We start from the raw sequence: 13,376 nt of genomic DNA, 5'->3' as shown, positions 1-13,376 counted from the left end.
AGTACAGGCGACCTACACATCAGCCTAGAGCCTGAACCGCCCCACCAACCCTTGCAGGTGGGTACCCAACCGCGCCAGCTCCACGCTGGAACTGGCCGTCTCTTCACTGGCCGCCGAGGTCTGGTCAGAAATATCTCGCACGTTCATCACGCTGCGGTTGATCTCTTCTGCCACGGCCGTCTGTTCTTCCGCTGCCGTGGCAATCTGCTGGTTCATGGCCTGGATCGAAGACACGGTACGGGTGATGGTCTCCAGCGAACTGCCGGCTCGGCGGGTCAGTTCGACGCTGCTGTCGGTCAACTGGCGGCTGCTGTCCATCACACTGGCCACACGCTGGGTGCCGCTCTGCAGGCCGGCAATCAGCTCTTCGATCTCTTCGGTCGATTGCTGGGTGCGCTGCGCCAGGCTGCGCACCTCATCAGCCACCACAGCAAAGCCACGCCCGGCCTCGCCGGCACGGGCCGCCTCGATCGCTGCGTTGAGGGCCAGCAGGTTGGTCTGCTGGGCCACCGACTTGATCACGTCGAGCACGCTGCCGATCTTGTCGCTTTCGGCCTTGAGCTGGTTCATCGCTTCGCTGGAGTTGACCACTTCGCCGGCCAGGCGCTCGATCTGCGCCACCGCCTCGCCCACTACACGATCGCCCTCGCGGGCCTGCTGGTCGGCCATCAACGCAGCTTCCGAGGCTTGCTCGGCATTGCGTGCCACCTCATGCACGGTGGCGGTCATCTGATTCATGGCGGTCGCCACCTGATCGGTCTCGACCTTCTGGTTGTTGACCCCGGCACTGGTCTGCTCGGTCACCGCCGACAACTCCTCGGCAGCACTGGCGATCTGCGTGACGCCATCACCGATGCCGCTGATCAGTTCGCGCAGGCCCTGGGTCATGCGATGCATGCTGGCTTGCAACTGGCCCAGTTCGTCGCGGCGTTGTGCCTGCAGGTTCAGGGTCAGGTCGCCACTGGCCACGCGTTCGGCGGCGTGCAAGGTCTGGCGCAGCGGGACGATGATCTGCCGGGTGATGGCCCAGGCCGCCAGCAGGCCGAGGGTCAGGGCCAGCACGGTGGCCACGGCGAGCACGGTCTTGGCCTGGGCCGCCCCGGCGTCGCGCACAGCGGTTTGCGAGGTGGTCATCGCCTGGCTGGTCTGCAGCAGTACCGAGCCGTGCTCGACCATGCTCTGCAGGGCATGCTCACTGGCGACCTGAGCATTGCCGAACTGGGTGACCGCGTCGCGGTAGCCTGCCAGGGCGGTGGTGGCATCGTCCAGGCTGGCAGCGTGCTCCGCCGGCACTTTGGCCGGTAGCGCGCGCAGCTCGGCCAAGGCCTGGTCGATGGCCTTCAGCGCCGTTTGCTGGTAGTCGGCGTTGCCGCTGTAGGTGTAGCCGCGTACCTGGAAGCGCGCCTGTTGCAACAGGGCGCTGACTTCCACCGCGTGCTGGTACTGGCTGATATCGCCACCCTGCAGCAGGCCGCGTTGCACCCGGCCAATCAGCTCTGCGGCCTTGTCGGCAGTATCGCCAAGCACGGCGCGGCTGGCCTCGCGGCGTTGGCCGGCCTGTTTCAGCTCGTTGAACGCCTGCTGGTAGCCGCGCACGGCCTCGCGCTGCTGCTCAAGGCGCTGGCTGTCAGCGGGCTGCTCGATCTGCCCGAGCATAAGCTGCACCTGGCGCTCGAGATTGCCCAGGGCTTTTTCCAGCTCTGCCACCGAGGCTTCGTCAGGCTGGCGCTGGTAATGCTGGCGGGCGATGCGCAGTTCCTGGGTGTACTGCTGGATGACCGAGATGTTCCCCAGCTTGTCGCCACGGTTGATGATGCTGTCCATGCCGTGCCAGCCAGCCAGGGTAATGGCCAGGGTCAACAGCAGCACCAGGCCGAAGCCCAGCCCCAGTTTGCGATTGACGCTCACATTGCCCAATGATTGGGCGAACCATTGATACATGTACGACTCCCCGGCGCCTTGGCAGCACGATTAATTGTTGTGTTGCCAAGACAATCGGCCTGGGGAGGGGAAACTTTATGGGTGAAAGTTGACTTGAGTGTCAGAAAATTCGTGAAAGCAGTGCTGTCACCGCGGTCTCTACCCGCAGGATGCGGTCGCCCAGCTGGACCGGAGCCAGGCCTGCCTTGCCCAGCAGGTCCACCTCGTAGGGGATCCAGCCGCCCTCCGGGCCGATTGCCAGGGTCACGGGCTGCTCCACGGCGCGCGGGCAGGCGGGGTAGGGGCCAGGGTGGCCGACCAGGCCCAGGGTGCCTGCGGCGATGGCCGGCAGGCGGTCTTCGACGAACGGTTTGAAGCGCTTCTCGATGATCACTTCGGGCAGCACGGTGTCGCGGGCCTGTTCCAGGCCCAGGATGAGGTTCTCGCGAATGCTGTCCGGGTGCAGGAACGGTGTTTGCCAGAAGCTTTTCTCGACCTTGTAGCTGTTCAGCAGGATCAGCCGCGGCACGCCAAGGGTGGCCACGGTCTGGAACAGCCGGCGCAGCATTTTCGGCCGAGGTACGGCCAGCACCAGGGTCAGCGGCAGCTTGGCCGGTGGCTGCTGGTCAAAGGCGACTTCCAGTTCGGCTTCGTGCTTTTCCAGGCGCAGCACCGTGGCCTTGCCCATCAGGCCGTTGATGCGGCCCACGCGCAGGTTGTCGCCCACCGCCACACGGTGGATGTCCTGCATGTAGGTGAAGCGCCGGTCTGCGAGAACGACGCGGTCGGCCGAGACGAAGTCGGCCTCTTCAAGGAGCAACAGGTTCACGGTTGGGTCGCTGGTGGCTGGTCGTTGTGGTCGTTGGCGGTTTCGTCGTGGGCGCTGCGCTTGCGGATCAGGCTGCCGCACAGCACGCCAATCTCGAACAGCAGCCACATGGGTACGGCCAGCAGGGTCTGGGAGAAGATGTCCGGTGGGGTAAGGACCATACCGACCACGAAGCAGCCGATGATCACGTAGGGGCGAATCTTCTTCAGGTACTTCACGTCGACCACGCCGATCCATACCAGCAGCACCACCGCCACCGGGATTTCGAAGGCCACGCCAAAGGCGAAGAACAGCGTCATCACGAAGTCGAGGTAGCTGGCGATGTCGGTCATCATCGAAACGCCTTCCGGCGTGGCGCTGGCGAAGAAGCCGAAGACCAGCGGGAACACCAGGAAATAGGCGAAGGCCATGCCGGCGTAGAACAGGAAGATGCTCGACACCAACAGCGGAATGGCGATGCGCTTTTCATGGCGGTACAGCCCGGGTGCGATGAAGCCCCAGATCTGCTGGAGGATGAACGGTATCGCCAGGAACAGCGAGACGATCATGGTCAGCTTGAACGGCGTGAGGAACGGCGAGGCCACGTCGGTGGCGATCATCGTCGCATTGGCCGGCAGGTGCTCGCGCAGCGGCGCGGAGACCAAGGTGTAGATCTGCTGGGCGAAGGAGAACAGCCCGGCAAAGATCAGGAAAATGACGGCAACGCAGCGCAGCAGGCGGGTGCGCAGTTCGGTCAGGTGCGAAACCAGCGGCATTGGCTGGTCGTGTTCCGGATTTTCGCTCATGGGGCTCGCGGCGGTTGAGGCGGTTCAGAAGGCGTGGCCGGGGTGGCAGCGGTCTCGACCGGCCTGGCTTCGAGCCCGACGGGGGGCTGAACGGTTGCGGTGGTGACAGGCGGCTGCGCCGGTGGCGTCATCGGGTTGAGGATGCGCTTGGCTTCCTCTTCCATCTGCAGGATGTGCTCGTTGTGCAGCTGGCGGCGGATTTCGTCGGCGCCGATTTCGCGCTCCACTTCCATCTTGATGCTGTTGAAACTGCGCTTGAGCCGGCCGATCCACAGGCCTGCCGTGCGCGCGGCACCGGGCAGGCGCTCGGGGCCGAGCACCAGCAGGGCGACCAGGCCGACGAGCAGCAGCTCGCTGAAACTGATGCCGAACATGGGTCAGTCTTTCCGCTGCGGCTCTTGAGCCGGCTGGGCCTGGCCTTCGATGGTGTGGCCCTGGTTCTGCTGGGCAGTGTTCTGCACCGGTGGAACGGGTTGGGCAGGCGGCGGGGTCTGCTCGGCCGGCTTGTTCTCTTCGTCGCTCATGGCCTTGCGGAAGCCCTTGATCGACTCACCCAGGTCACTGCCGAAGTTCTTCAGCTTCTTGGTGCCAAACACCAGGACCACGACCACCAGCAGGACGATCCAGTGTTTCCAGTCAAAGATACCCATTTCGTACTCCTGAAATTTACAGGTAAAGCGAATTGTTCTGGCAACGCGGCCCCTGTGGGAGCGGGTTCACCCGCGAACACCGGCTTAGCCGGTGCCATACACCGCGTCGCATTCTTCGCGGGTGAACCCGCTCCCACAAAAGAGAGGGGCACCGCGCACCTGAATTACATCAGGCAGACGGCTGTCGAGCCGCCTTCTCATCATGCCCGGAAAGCCCGAAGCGGCGCTCCAGCTCATCGAGCACGGCTTGCGGATGCTGACCCAGCGCGCTGAGCATTACCAGGCTATGAAACCACAGGTCGGCGGTTTCGTAGATGACATCGCTGTAATCCTTGCTGACCGCGGCATCCTTGGCGGCAATGATCGTCTCGACCGACTCTTCGCCGAGCTTTTCGAGGATCTTGTTCAGGCCCTTGTGGTACAGGCTGGCCACGTAGGAGCTGTCGGGCGCCGCTTGCTTGCGTTCTTCAAGCACTTCGGCCAGGCGGTTGAGGGTGTCGCTCATGTCAGTGTCCTGCGCTGTAGATGGCATCCGGGTCTTTCAGGACCGGGTCGACGGTTTTCCACTGGCCGTCTTCGAAGACGCGGTAGAAGCAGCTTTCACGGCCGGTATGGCAGGCAATATGGCCCAATTGCTCGACCATCAGGATGATCACGTCGGCATCGCAGTCCAGGCGCATTTCATGCAGCTTCTGCACATGCCCGGATTCCTCGCCCTTGCGCCACAGCTTGCCACGCGAACGCGACCAGTAGATGGCGCGTTGCTCGGCGGCGGTCAGGGCCAGCGATTCGCGGTTCATCCAGGCCATCATCAGCACGCGTCCGGTCTTGTGGTCCTGGGCGATCGCCGGTACAAGGCCCTCGCTGTTCCACTTGATCTCGTCCAGCCAGTCTTTCATCGTCGACTCCAAAGCGGGCCCGCTCCTGTGCCGGGCCCTTTGCGCTAGTGTGCCAGCCATGGGCGCGGCTGGCTATTGGCGCACGATCAGGTAAAGGCCGGCGGCCAGCATCAGCCAGGCCGGCCAGGCGGCAGGGGCGGCCAGGCTGGTGGCCGCGGCGGCACCAGCGGCCAGTACCGCACCACCGCCGAGCAGGCCGGCGCCGAGCAGGCGCAGCGCCCAGCGGTCGCCCTGGCGGCGCCGCTCCGGCAGTTGTGGATCGTGCAGGTGCGGTTGCGACAGGCGCTCGAGCAGGTCGCGGGCCATGTCGGCCAGGTGCGGCAGTTGCTCGACCTGGCTGTGGATGTTGCCGAGCACGGCCTTGGGGCTCATGCGGTCGCGCATCCAGCGCTCGAGGAATGGCTTGGCGGTGCTCCACAGGTCCAGCTCGGGGTACAGCTGGCGGCCCAGGCCCTCGATGTTGAGCAGGGTCTTCTGCAGCAACACCAGCTGCGGCTGCACTTCCATGTTGAAGCGCCGGGCGGTCTGGAACAGGCGCATCAGCACCTGGCCGAAGGAAATATCCTTTAACGGTTTTTCGAAGATTGGCTCGCACACGGTGCGGATCGCCGCTTCGAACTCGTTGACCTTGGTGTGCGCCGGCACCCAGCCCGAGTCGATGTGCAACTGGGCGACGCGGCGGTAGTCACGCTTGAAGAAAGCGATCAGGTTGCGCGCCAGGTAGTCCTGGTCCTCGGCGGTCAGGCTGCCGACGATGCCGCAGTCGATGGCGATGTACTGCGGGCTCCATGGTTTGACCGTGCTGACGAAGATGTTGCCGGGGTGCATGTCGGCGTGGAAGAAGCTGTCGCGGAACACCTGGGTGAAGAACACCTCCACGCCTCGTTCGGCCAGCAGCTTCATGTCGGTGCGCTGGTCGGCCAAGGTGGCCATGTCGGTCACCGGCACGCCGTAGATGCGCTCCATCACCAGCACCTTGGGGCGGCACAGGTCCCAGTACACCTGGGGTACGTACATCAGCTCGGAGCCTTCGAAGTTGCGCCGCAGCTGGCTGGCGTTGGCCGCTTCGCGCAGCAGGTCGAGCTCGTCGTAGATGGTTTTTTCGTAGTCGCCGACGATTTCCACCGGGTGCAGGCGACGGGCGTCGGCCGAAGCGCGCTCGGCGGCCTTGGCGATCAGGAACAGCCAGGCCAGGTCCTGGGCGATCACCGGCTTCAGGCCCGGGCGCACCACCTTGACCACCACTTCCTCGCCACTTTTCAGGCGCGCAGCGTGCACCTGGGCCACCGAGGCCGAGGCCAGTGGCTCGACGTCGAAGCGGCTGAACAGTTGCGTTACCGGGGCGCCCAACTGCGCCTCGATCAGTGCCACTGCCTGCTTGGGGTCGAACGGCGGCACGCGGTCCTGCAGCAGCATCAGCTCATCGGCAATGTCGTTGGGCAGCAGGTCGCGGCGGGTGGACAACAACTGGCCGAACTTGATGAAGATCGGCCCCAGGTCCTGCAGGGCCAGGCGCAGGCGCGCGCCACGGCTGAGCTCGGACGGCTTGCGCGGCAGCCAGCGCCATGGCATCAGCAGGCGCAGGCTCATCAGCCACCAGGGCAGCGGCAGGTCGAACAGCAGGTCATCGAGACGGTAGCGGATCACCACACGCTGGATGCGAAAAAGACGGCGGACGGCGAGCAGCTTCATGCGTTATCGCTGGTATCAAGGGTTCGGGAAAGGCGCTTGAGGCGCGCCTCGAGGCGTTCTGTATCGAGCTTCAGGGCATCGAGCTCGCTGAAGGCGGCTTCGGCTTCGCGCTTGCCGACCAGGGTACGGGATTCTTCGGCCAGGTACTCGGAAAGGTTCTGGCTGAAGCGCGCCAGGCCCTGGCGGGTCCAGCGTGCACGCAGGCGGATGTGGCCCGCCAGCAGCGCCGTGGCGACCGGGCCGAGCCAGCGTTGCAGCTCGTGCTCCCAGTCCAGCTCCAGGTCCTGCAGCACACCGAACAGGTCGAGCAGCACGGCGCTGTCGCCATGCAGTTCGACTTGCGGGCTGTGCAGCACGGCAGTCTTGTCCCTGGCCAGGGCCAGTTGCGCCAGGCTGCCGGCCGGGGCGCGCAGGCTGCAGTCGACCTCGCCTTGCCAGTGGGCGGCGAGCATCAGGCCCTCTTCATCGGGCAGGATGAACACCTGCAAGGCCGGCTGGCGGCAGTCGATCTCGATGACCTTGCCCTCCAGCGCGGCCAGCCGCGGCAGGGCCGTGCTGTCCATGCGCAGGACGCGGTTCAGGCCATGTTCGGCGCTGGCGAGCAGCCCGGCCAGCAGCATCAGGGCTTGATCCCCCGGTGCACGGCAACGATGCCGCTGGTCATGTTGTGGTAGGTGACGCGGTCGAAACCGGCCTCGACCATCATGGCCTTCAGGGTTTCCTGATCGGGGTGCATGCGGATCGACTCGGCGAGGTAACGGTAGCTCTCCGAGTCGTTGGTGATCAGCTTGCCGGCCAGCGGCATGAAGGCGAACGAGTAGGCGTCGTAGGCCTTGGACATCAGCTTGTTGGTCGGCTTGGAGAACTCCAGCACCAGCAGGCGACCGCCCGGCTTGAGCACGCGCAGCATCGAGCGGATGGCTTCGTCCTTGTGGGTGACGTTGCGCAGGCCGAAGGCGATGGTCACGCAGTCGAAGTGGTTGTCCGGGAATGGCAGCTTCTCGGCATCGGCCTGGACGAACTCGATGTTGCCGGCCACGCCACGGTCGAGCAGGCGGTCACGGCCGACCTTGAGCATCGACTCGTTGATGTCGGCCAGCACTACCTGGCCGGTCGGGCCGACCAGCCGCGAGAACTTGGCGGCCAGGTCGCCGGTACCGCCGGCGATGTCCAGTACACGGTTGCCGGCGCGTACGCCCGACAGCTCGATGGTGAAGCGCTTCCACAGGCGGTGCATGCCGCCGGAAAGCACGTCGTTCATCAGGTCGTACTTGGCCGCTACCGAGTGGAACACCTCGGCGACTTTCTTCGCCTTCTGGCTTTCAGGGACGTCCTGGTAACCGAAATGGGTGGTGGGTTCGGCGTGGTCGCCTTTGCGCTGGTCGTTCATATCGCTTCACCGGAAAAAATTACCGCCATTCTAGGGCGAACGGGCGGATTTGTCTTGGCGGGGTGTGCCAGTGGGCAGGGGCGGGCATAATGCCCATTATGTCTTCATCTTCAGGAACACCCGCATGACCCAGATCAGCGTCGAACGCAAACATTCCCTCGGCCGTGATGCCGCCCGTGCCAAGGCTGAAGCGCTGGTCGACAAACTGACCCGCGAATACGACCTCAAGGCCACCTGGAACGGTGACCGGGTCGATGTGGCGCGAAGCGGTGCCAACGGCAGCGTGCACATCTTCGATGACCGCATCCGCGTCGAATTGAAGCTGGGCATGATGCTGTCGATGATGAGCGGCACCATCAAGGGCGAGATCGAGCGGGCGCTGGACAAAGCCCTGGCCTGACACCCCTTCCCGGGGCCATGCTCGTTCACCTTAGGGTGAAGATTCTAATTTCCCTCTCTACCTTGTGCTCAAGCCCAACCTCCATGGGCGGTTCCTCCTCCACTCATGAGCATGAGGTACAGAGCATGGCCAAAGTGACTGTGAAGAAAAAGGACGACGCCCCGGGTACGCTGGGCGAGGTACGCGGCTACGCGCGCAAGATCTGGCTGGCGGGCATCGGCGCCTATGCGCGTGTGGGCCAGGAAGGCTCCGACTACTTCAATGAGCTGGTCAAGGCCGGCGAAGGCGTCGAGAAGCGTGGCAAGAAGCGCATCGACAAGGAGCTCGATGCTGCCAACAACCAGATCGACGAAGCGACCCAGGAAGTCAGTCGCGTACGCGGCAAGGTCGAAGTTCAACTGGACAAGATCGAAAAAGCTTTCGACGCGCGGGTAGGTCGCGCCTTGAATCGCCTTGGCATTCCGTCTAAACATGACGTTGAGGCGTTGTCCATCAAGCTTGAACAGCTGCACGAGCTGCTCGAGCGCGTCGCGCACAAACCATAAGGAGAGCAGGATGGCTGGCAAGAAGAATTCCGAGAAAGAAGGCAGCTCCTGGGTCGGCGGGATCGAGAAGTACTCCCGCAAGATCTGGCTGGCGGGGCTTGGTATCTATTCGAAGATCGACCAGGACGGCCCGAAGCTGTTCGACTCGCTGGTGAAGGATGGCGAGAAGGCCGAGAAGCAGGCGAAGAAGACCGCCGAAGATGTTGCTGAGACTGCCAAGTCGTCGACCACTTCGCGCGTGTCGGGCGTGAAGGACCGTGCGCTGGGCAAGTGGAGCGAACTCGAAGAGGCCTTCGACAAGCGCCTGAACAGCGCCATCTCGCGCCTTGGTGTGCCGAGCCGCAACGAGATCAAGGCCCTGCACCAGCAGGTGGACAGCCTGACCAAGCAGATCGAGAAACTGACCGGCGCTTCGGTTACCCCGATTTCGTCGCGCACTGCAGCCAAACCGGCTGCGAGCAAGGCGGCGGCCAAGCCACTGGCCAAGACGGCAGCGGCCAAGCCTGCGGCAAAAACCGCGGCAGCCAGGCCGGCAGCCAAGGCCGCAGCGGCTAAACCTGCTGCGAAGACTGCGGCGGCCAAGCCTGCGGCGAAACCGGCAGCGGCCAAACCAGCTGTGGCGAAGAAGCCTGCTGTGAAGAAAGCACCGGCCAAGCCGGCAGCCGCCAAGCCGGCAGCTCCAGCGGCCAGCGCCGCTCCGGCCGCTAGCGCAGCTCCGGCGCCCACTGCGGCTCCGGCCAGCAACCCGCCTTCGGCACAGACAGGCACCGGTACCCTGATCTGATACCGCGTCGCCTTCTTCGCGGGTAAACCCGCTCCCACAGGTACTGCGCCGCTTGTAAGCTCTGCAACGTACCTGTGGGAGCGGGTTCACCCGCGAATGCGTCGGCTGCTGCAATACATCCCAGTCAGGCTTACCCCTCCAGATACCGCACCGCCAACTGCTCTGCCGCCCCCCGCGCCTGGGCCTGCAGATGCGGCGCCACCAGCATCATCACCTGGTACACCACAATCCCCACATCCCCCTCGCGCCCCAGTACCCGCTGGTAATCCAGCGAGAACATCAGTGTCAGGGTGATCTGCTCCACCAGTTGCCCCAGCGCCTGGGTCTCGCTCTCTACCAACCCTTGGCCCTTGAGGCTGGCCAGCAACGCTGCCAGCGTGCGCTTGAGCGCGTTGATCAGGTTGCGCATGCCGCGGGCCAGTTTGGGCAGGCGCCCGGTCAGGTTCGACAGGTCCTGGAACAGGAAGCGGTACTGCGCCATGCGTTCGACGATCAGGTGCAGGAACAGCCAGTAATCCTCGGCGTCAAGGCGTACCTCCAGCGGCGGGTCGAGCAAGGGCATCAGCGCTTCTTCAAAGCGCTCGAACAGCCCCAGCACCAACGGCTCCTTGCCGTGGAAGTGGTAGTAGAGGTTGCCAGGGCTGATGCCCAGTTCGTTGGCAATTTCCAGGGTGGATACGTTCGGTTCGCCCTGCTGGTTGAACAGCTGCAGGGCACATTCGAGGATACGGTCGCGAGTCTTCATCCAGTCGGCATGCTCATCGGGTCAGCACGTAGGTGCCCGGCGCGGGGCCCAGTGGTGGGTAGGTGGCATTGCCCAGTTCGCTGCGCGGTGCCTTGAGCGGGCCGGAGCGCGGGGTGATCCACTCCAGCCACAACGGCCACCAGCTGCCTTCGCTGCGCTTGGCGTCGTGGAACCAGGCGCGGGGGTCGCTGGACAGCTTGGGGTTGGCCAGGTAGTAGGCCTTGGGGTTGCCGGGCGGGTTGATGATGCTCTGGATGTGCCCGCTGTTGGCCAGCACGAAGCGCCGGTCGCCACCCAGCAGCAAGGCCGAGCGGTACACCGCATCCCACGGGGTGATGTGGTCGTTGCTGCCGGCCACGGTGAAACTGTCCAGCTCGACCTTCTGCAGGTCGATGGGTGTGCCGCATACCTCCAGGCCGGCGGGGTGGGTCAGCGGGTTGAGCTTGAAGAAGTCCAGCAGGTCGCCATGCAGCGCGGCGGGCAGGCGCGTGCTGTCGGCGTTCCAGTACAGGATGTCGAAGGCTGGTGGTGTCTTGCCGAGCAGGTAGTTGTTGACCCAGTAGTTCCAGATCAGGTCGTTGGGCCGCATCCAGGCGAAGATCCGCGCCACCTCGGCGCCATCCAGCACGCCGCGCTGGTAGGAGCGGCGCTTGGCGGCCTCGATGGTCTGCTCGTCGGCGAACAGGCTGGCGGGGCTTTCGAACTTGCTGTCCAGCAAGCTGACCAGGTAGGTGGCGCTGCGCACCCGGCGCAGCTGGTGCTTGGCCTGCAGGTGGCCCTGCAGCGCGGCCATGGTCAGGCCGCCGGCACAGGCGCCCATCAGGTTGGGGTCGCGGTTGCCGCTGATGCTGCGGCAAGCGTTGAGCGCTTCTTCCAGGGCCTGAACGTAGCTGGACAGGCCCCATTCGCGGTGGCGCGGGTCGGGGTTGCGCCAGCTGACCATGAACACCTGCAGGCCATTCTTGAGCATGTACTGGACGAAGCTGTTGGTCGAGCTGAGGTCGAAGATGTAGAACTTGTTGATCTGTGGCGGCACCACCAGCAGTGGCCGGGCGTGCTGCTTTTCGCTCATCGGCTTGTACTGGATCAGCTCCAGCAGCTCGTTGCGAAACACCACGGCGCCGGCGGTCGCGGCCAGGTTGCCGCCCACTTCGAATGCGCGCTCGTCGACCTGGCGTGGCAGGCCGTCATTGTGGCGCAGGTCATCGAGCAGGTGGGCCACACCGCGCACCAGGCTCTGGCCACCGCTGTTGAACAGTTCCTTGACTGCCAACGGGTTGAGCAGCGAGTTGCTCGGCGCCAGGGCATCGTTGATCAGGTTGAACAGGAAGTGCGCACGGGCCCGGTCATCGTCGTCCAGGTGGCTTTCCTCGATCCACAGTCGGGTTTGCTTCTGCCAGGCCAGGTAGGCCTGCAGACCGCGACGGTAGAACGGGTTCTGGCTCCATGTCGGGTCGCTGAAGCGCGAATCGCGCGGGTTCGGCTGAAGCGGTGTGTCACCCAGTATCACCCGGCCCAGCTGGCCACCCAGGGCCAACAGGTGATGCGCGGTATGCAGCGGGTGACGCAGGCTTTGGCGGCTGACATTGCGCAGCGTGGAAATCAGGTCACGACCGCGCAGGCCGAGGATAGCGTTCTGCACGTTCATGCTGGTGGCGGGAAGCGTTGGCGTTCCTTTGGCCGGTTTGTCTTTCATGGCAACACTCCCTCGTCCTGACCTGGTGCCTCATGACTAAACATATTCACTGATCTAGCAGGGTCTCTGTGGGAGCGGGTTCACCCGCGAACACCGGCGAAGCCGGTGCCATACACCGAGTTAATTTCTTCGCGGGTGAACCCGCTCCCACAGGGTCCCAAATCGCCTTCACACACCCGAAGCCGGGCGAGGGTGCATGACGGCGCGCTGTCGTTCTTGCTGAAGGAACTTCATGATGATCGGGGCGACGGCCTCGGCCCGGGTGATCAGGAACAAATGACCGTCGTCGATAATGTGTAGCTGGGCATTGGGAATCCGCCAGGCCAGCAGGCGCATGTTGATCAGCGGGATCAGCGGGTCGTCGTCGCCGGCCAGCACCAGGGTCGGTTGCTGGATCTTGTGCAGCCAGTGGATGCTGGTCCAGCCGAGCCCGGCGAACAGCTGCCAGTAGTAGCCCATCTTGCCGCCGGAGCGCACCTTGGCGGCGTGCTGCATGGCCAGGTCGGGGTCACGCCGGAAGCCGCCGCCATAGATCGTCGGCGCAATGCGGATGACATGCGATGGCTGTATGTAGCGCCGTGGGCTGGCCATCATCCACAGCACCTTGGGCTTGCCCGGCACCATCACCGCACCGGCGGCAGTGGCGGCCAGCACCAGCTTCTTGCAGCGCTCGGGGTAGTCGTGGGCGAACTGCTGGGCCAGGGCGCCGCCCCACGACACGCCGATGGCATTGACCTGACCGTAATCGAGGTAGTCGAGCATGCGTGCCGTCAGCTTGGCCAACCCGGGGAAGCGGTACGGGTGGCGCGGCGTGGACGAGCCGCCGACCCCGGGTACGTCGAAGGCGATGACTTCCAGGTCCGGGTCCAGTGCTTCGATGAACGGAAACACCAGCTCCAGGTTGGCGCCGATGCCGTTGAAGATCAGCAACGGCGTCAGGTGCGGCTTGCCCGGGCGGACGGCGGTGCGGATGGACTGGTTGTCCAGCTCGACGGTCCTGAAGATGTAGGGTTGCGGCATGCGCGTGACTCATGGGGTGAA

The 13,376-nt window shown here is 64.5% G+C and carries 16 protein-coding genes and 1 pseudogene; 3 read left to right on the top strand and 14 right to left on the bottom strand.

Annotated features, from left to right (window positions below; translation table 11 throughout):
• Nucleotides 1-24: 24 nt before the first annotated feature.
• The 11 genes and pseudogenes from ABNP31_RS26305 to ubiE form a co-directional block, all read right to left on the bottom strand.
• On the bottom strand, nucleotides 25-729 hold the full coding sequence (locus ABNP31_RS26305; protein ID WP_406822301.1) for a methyl-accepting chemotaxis protein: 705 nt from the start codon (nucleotides 727-729) through the stop codon (nucleotides 25-27).
• 198 nt (nucleotides 730-927) lie between these two features.
• Nucleotides 928-1,824: pseudogene (locus ABNP31_RS26300) on the bottom strand (methyl-accepting chemotaxis protein); the annotation flags it as partial.
• Between the two features lie 217 nt (nucleotides 1,825-2,041).
• Complete coding sequence (locus tag ABNP31_RS24230; RefSeq protein ID WP_350012837.1) at nucleotides 2,042-2,749, bottom strand: 16S rRNA (uracil(1498)-N(3))-methyltransferase; 708 nt, start codon at nucleotides 2,747-2,749, stop codon at nucleotides 2,042-2,044.
• Nucleotides 2,746-3,534 carry a twin-arginine translocase subunit TatC gene (gene tatC, locus ABNP31_RS24225; protein ID WP_085663492.1) on the bottom strand — a complete coding sequence of 263 codons (789 nt, stop codon included), beginning with the start codon at nucleotides 3,532-3,534 and terminating at the stop codon, nucleotides 2,746-2,748. Before tatC ends, ABNP31_RS24230 begins: the two co-directional genes overlap by 4 nt.
• On the bottom strand, nucleotides 3,531-3,908 hold the full coding sequence (gene tatB / locus ABNP31_RS24220) for a Sec-independent protein translocase protein TatB (RefSeq protein WP_085663493.1): 378 nt from the start codon (nucleotides 3,906-3,908) through the stop codon (nucleotides 3,531-3,533). The genes tatC and tatB overlap by 4 nt, the downstream gene beginning before the upstream one ends.
• A gap of 3 nt (nucleotides 3,909-3,911) precedes the next feature.
• Nucleotides 3,912-4,184: a twin-arginine translocase TatA/TatE family subunit gene (locus ABNP31_RS24215; RefSeq protein ID WP_025340917.1), complete on the bottom strand. Its 273-nt coding sequence runs from the start codon at nucleotides 4,182-4,184 to the stop codon at nucleotides 3,912-3,914.
• Between the two features lie 169 nt (nucleotides 4,185-4,353).
• Nucleotides 4,354-4,689, bottom strand: coding sequence for a phosphoribosyl-ATP diphosphatase (locus tag ABNP31_RS24210; RefSeq protein ID WP_013974545.1), 336 nt, complete (start codon nucleotides 4,687-4,689; stop codon nucleotides 4,354-4,356).
• A 1-nt stretch (nucleotide 4,690) separates the two neighbouring features.
• Nucleotides 4,691-5,083 (bottom strand): phosphoribosyl-AMP cyclohydrolase, encoded by a 393-nt coding sequence (gene hisI / locus ABNP31_RS24205; protein ID WP_013974544.1) that lies wholly within the window; start codon nucleotides 5,081-5,083, stop codon nucleotides 4,691-4,693.
• Nucleotides 5,084-5,155: 72 nt separating this feature from the next.
• Nucleotides 5,156-6,775 (bottom strand): ubiquinone biosynthesis regulatory protein kinase UbiB, encoded by a 1,620-nt coding sequence (ubiB, locus tag ABNP31_RS24200; RefSeq protein ID WP_075046599.1) that lies wholly within the window; start codon nucleotides 6,773-6,775, stop codon nucleotides 5,156-5,158.
• Nucleotides 6,772-7,395: a ubiquinone biosynthesis accessory factor UbiJ gene (locus ABNP31_RS24195; RefSeq protein ID WP_075046598.1), complete on the bottom strand. Its 624-nt coding sequence runs from the start codon at nucleotides 7,393-7,395 to the stop codon at nucleotides 6,772-6,774. Before ABNP31_RS24195 ends, ubiB begins: the two co-directional genes overlap by 4 nt.
• Entirely contained in the window at nucleotides 7,395-8,165 is a 771-nt protein-coding gene (ubiE, locus tag ABNP31_RS24190) for a bifunctional demethylmenaquinone methyltransferase/2-methoxy-6-polyprenyl-1,4-benzoquinol methylase UbiE (protein WP_013974541.1), read from the bottom strand. The genes ABNP31_RS24195 and ubiE overlap by 1 nt, the downstream gene beginning before the upstream one ends.
• A 124-nt stretch (nucleotides 8,166-8,289) precedes the next feature.
• On the opposite strand from ubiE, the gene ABNP31_RS24185 reads away from it, so the two are divergent.
• From ABNP31_RS24185 to ABNP31_RS24175, 3 genes are all read left to right on the top strand, one after another.
• The gene (locus ABNP31_RS24185) at nucleotides 8,290-8,565 is read left to right on the top strand and encodes a polyhydroxyalkanoic acid system family protein (RefSeq protein WP_015272091.1); all 276 of its coding nucleotides are present in this window, start codon (nucleotides 8,290-8,292) and stop codon (nucleotides 8,563-8,565) included.
• Between the two features lie 125 nt (nucleotides 8,566-8,690).
• Complete coding sequence (locus tag ABNP31_RS24180) at nucleotides 8,691-9,110, top strand: phasin family protein (RefSeq protein ID WP_023663112.1); 420 nt, start codon at nucleotides 8,691-8,693, stop codon at nucleotides 9,108-9,110.
• A 10-nt stretch (nucleotides 9,111-9,120) separates the two neighbouring features.
• A complete protein-coding gene (locus ABNP31_RS24175) occupies nucleotides 9,121-9,894 on the top strand; it encodes a phasin family protein (protein WP_085663495.1) in 774 nt (257 codons plus the stop codon).
• Between the two features lie 130 nt (nucleotides 9,895-10,024).
• On the opposite strand, the gene ABNP31_RS24170 is transcribed toward ABNP31_RS24175, so the two are convergent.
• The 3 genes from ABNP31_RS24170 to phaZ form a co-directional block, all read right to left on the bottom strand.
• Nucleotides 10,025-10,639 carry a TetR/AcrR family transcriptional regulator gene (locus tag ABNP31_RS24170; protein WP_075046596.1) on the bottom strand — a complete coding sequence of 205 codons (615 nt, stop codon included), beginning with the start codon at nucleotides 10,637-10,639 and terminating at the stop codon, nucleotides 10,025-10,027.
• A gap of 13 nt (nucleotides 10,640-10,652) precedes the next feature.
• Nucleotides 10,653-12,335, bottom strand: a complete 1,683-nt coding sequence (phaC, locus tag ABNP31_RS24165) for a class II poly(R)-hydroxyalkanoic acid synthase (protein WP_085663496.1) — start codon at nucleotides 12,333-12,335, stop codon at nucleotides 10,653-10,655.
• 168 nt (nucleotides 12,336-12,503) lie between these two features.
• Entirely contained in the window at nucleotides 12,504-13,355 is an 852-nt protein-coding gene (phaZ, locus tag ABNP31_RS24160; protein WP_350012836.1) for a poly(3-hydroxyalkanoate) depolymerase, read from the bottom strand.
• Nucleotides 13,356-13,376: the final 21 nt, after the last annotated feature.

Origin of the sequence: Pseudomonas asiatica (assembly GCF_040214835.1) — a bacterium.
Lineage (GTDB): Bacteria > Pseudomonadota > Gammaproteobacteria > Pseudomonadales > Pseudomonadaceae > Aquipseudomonas > Aquipseudomonas putida_Z.
Note: the sequence above shows the minus strand (reverse complement) of the source record. Positions and strands in the feature narration are given on the sequence as shown.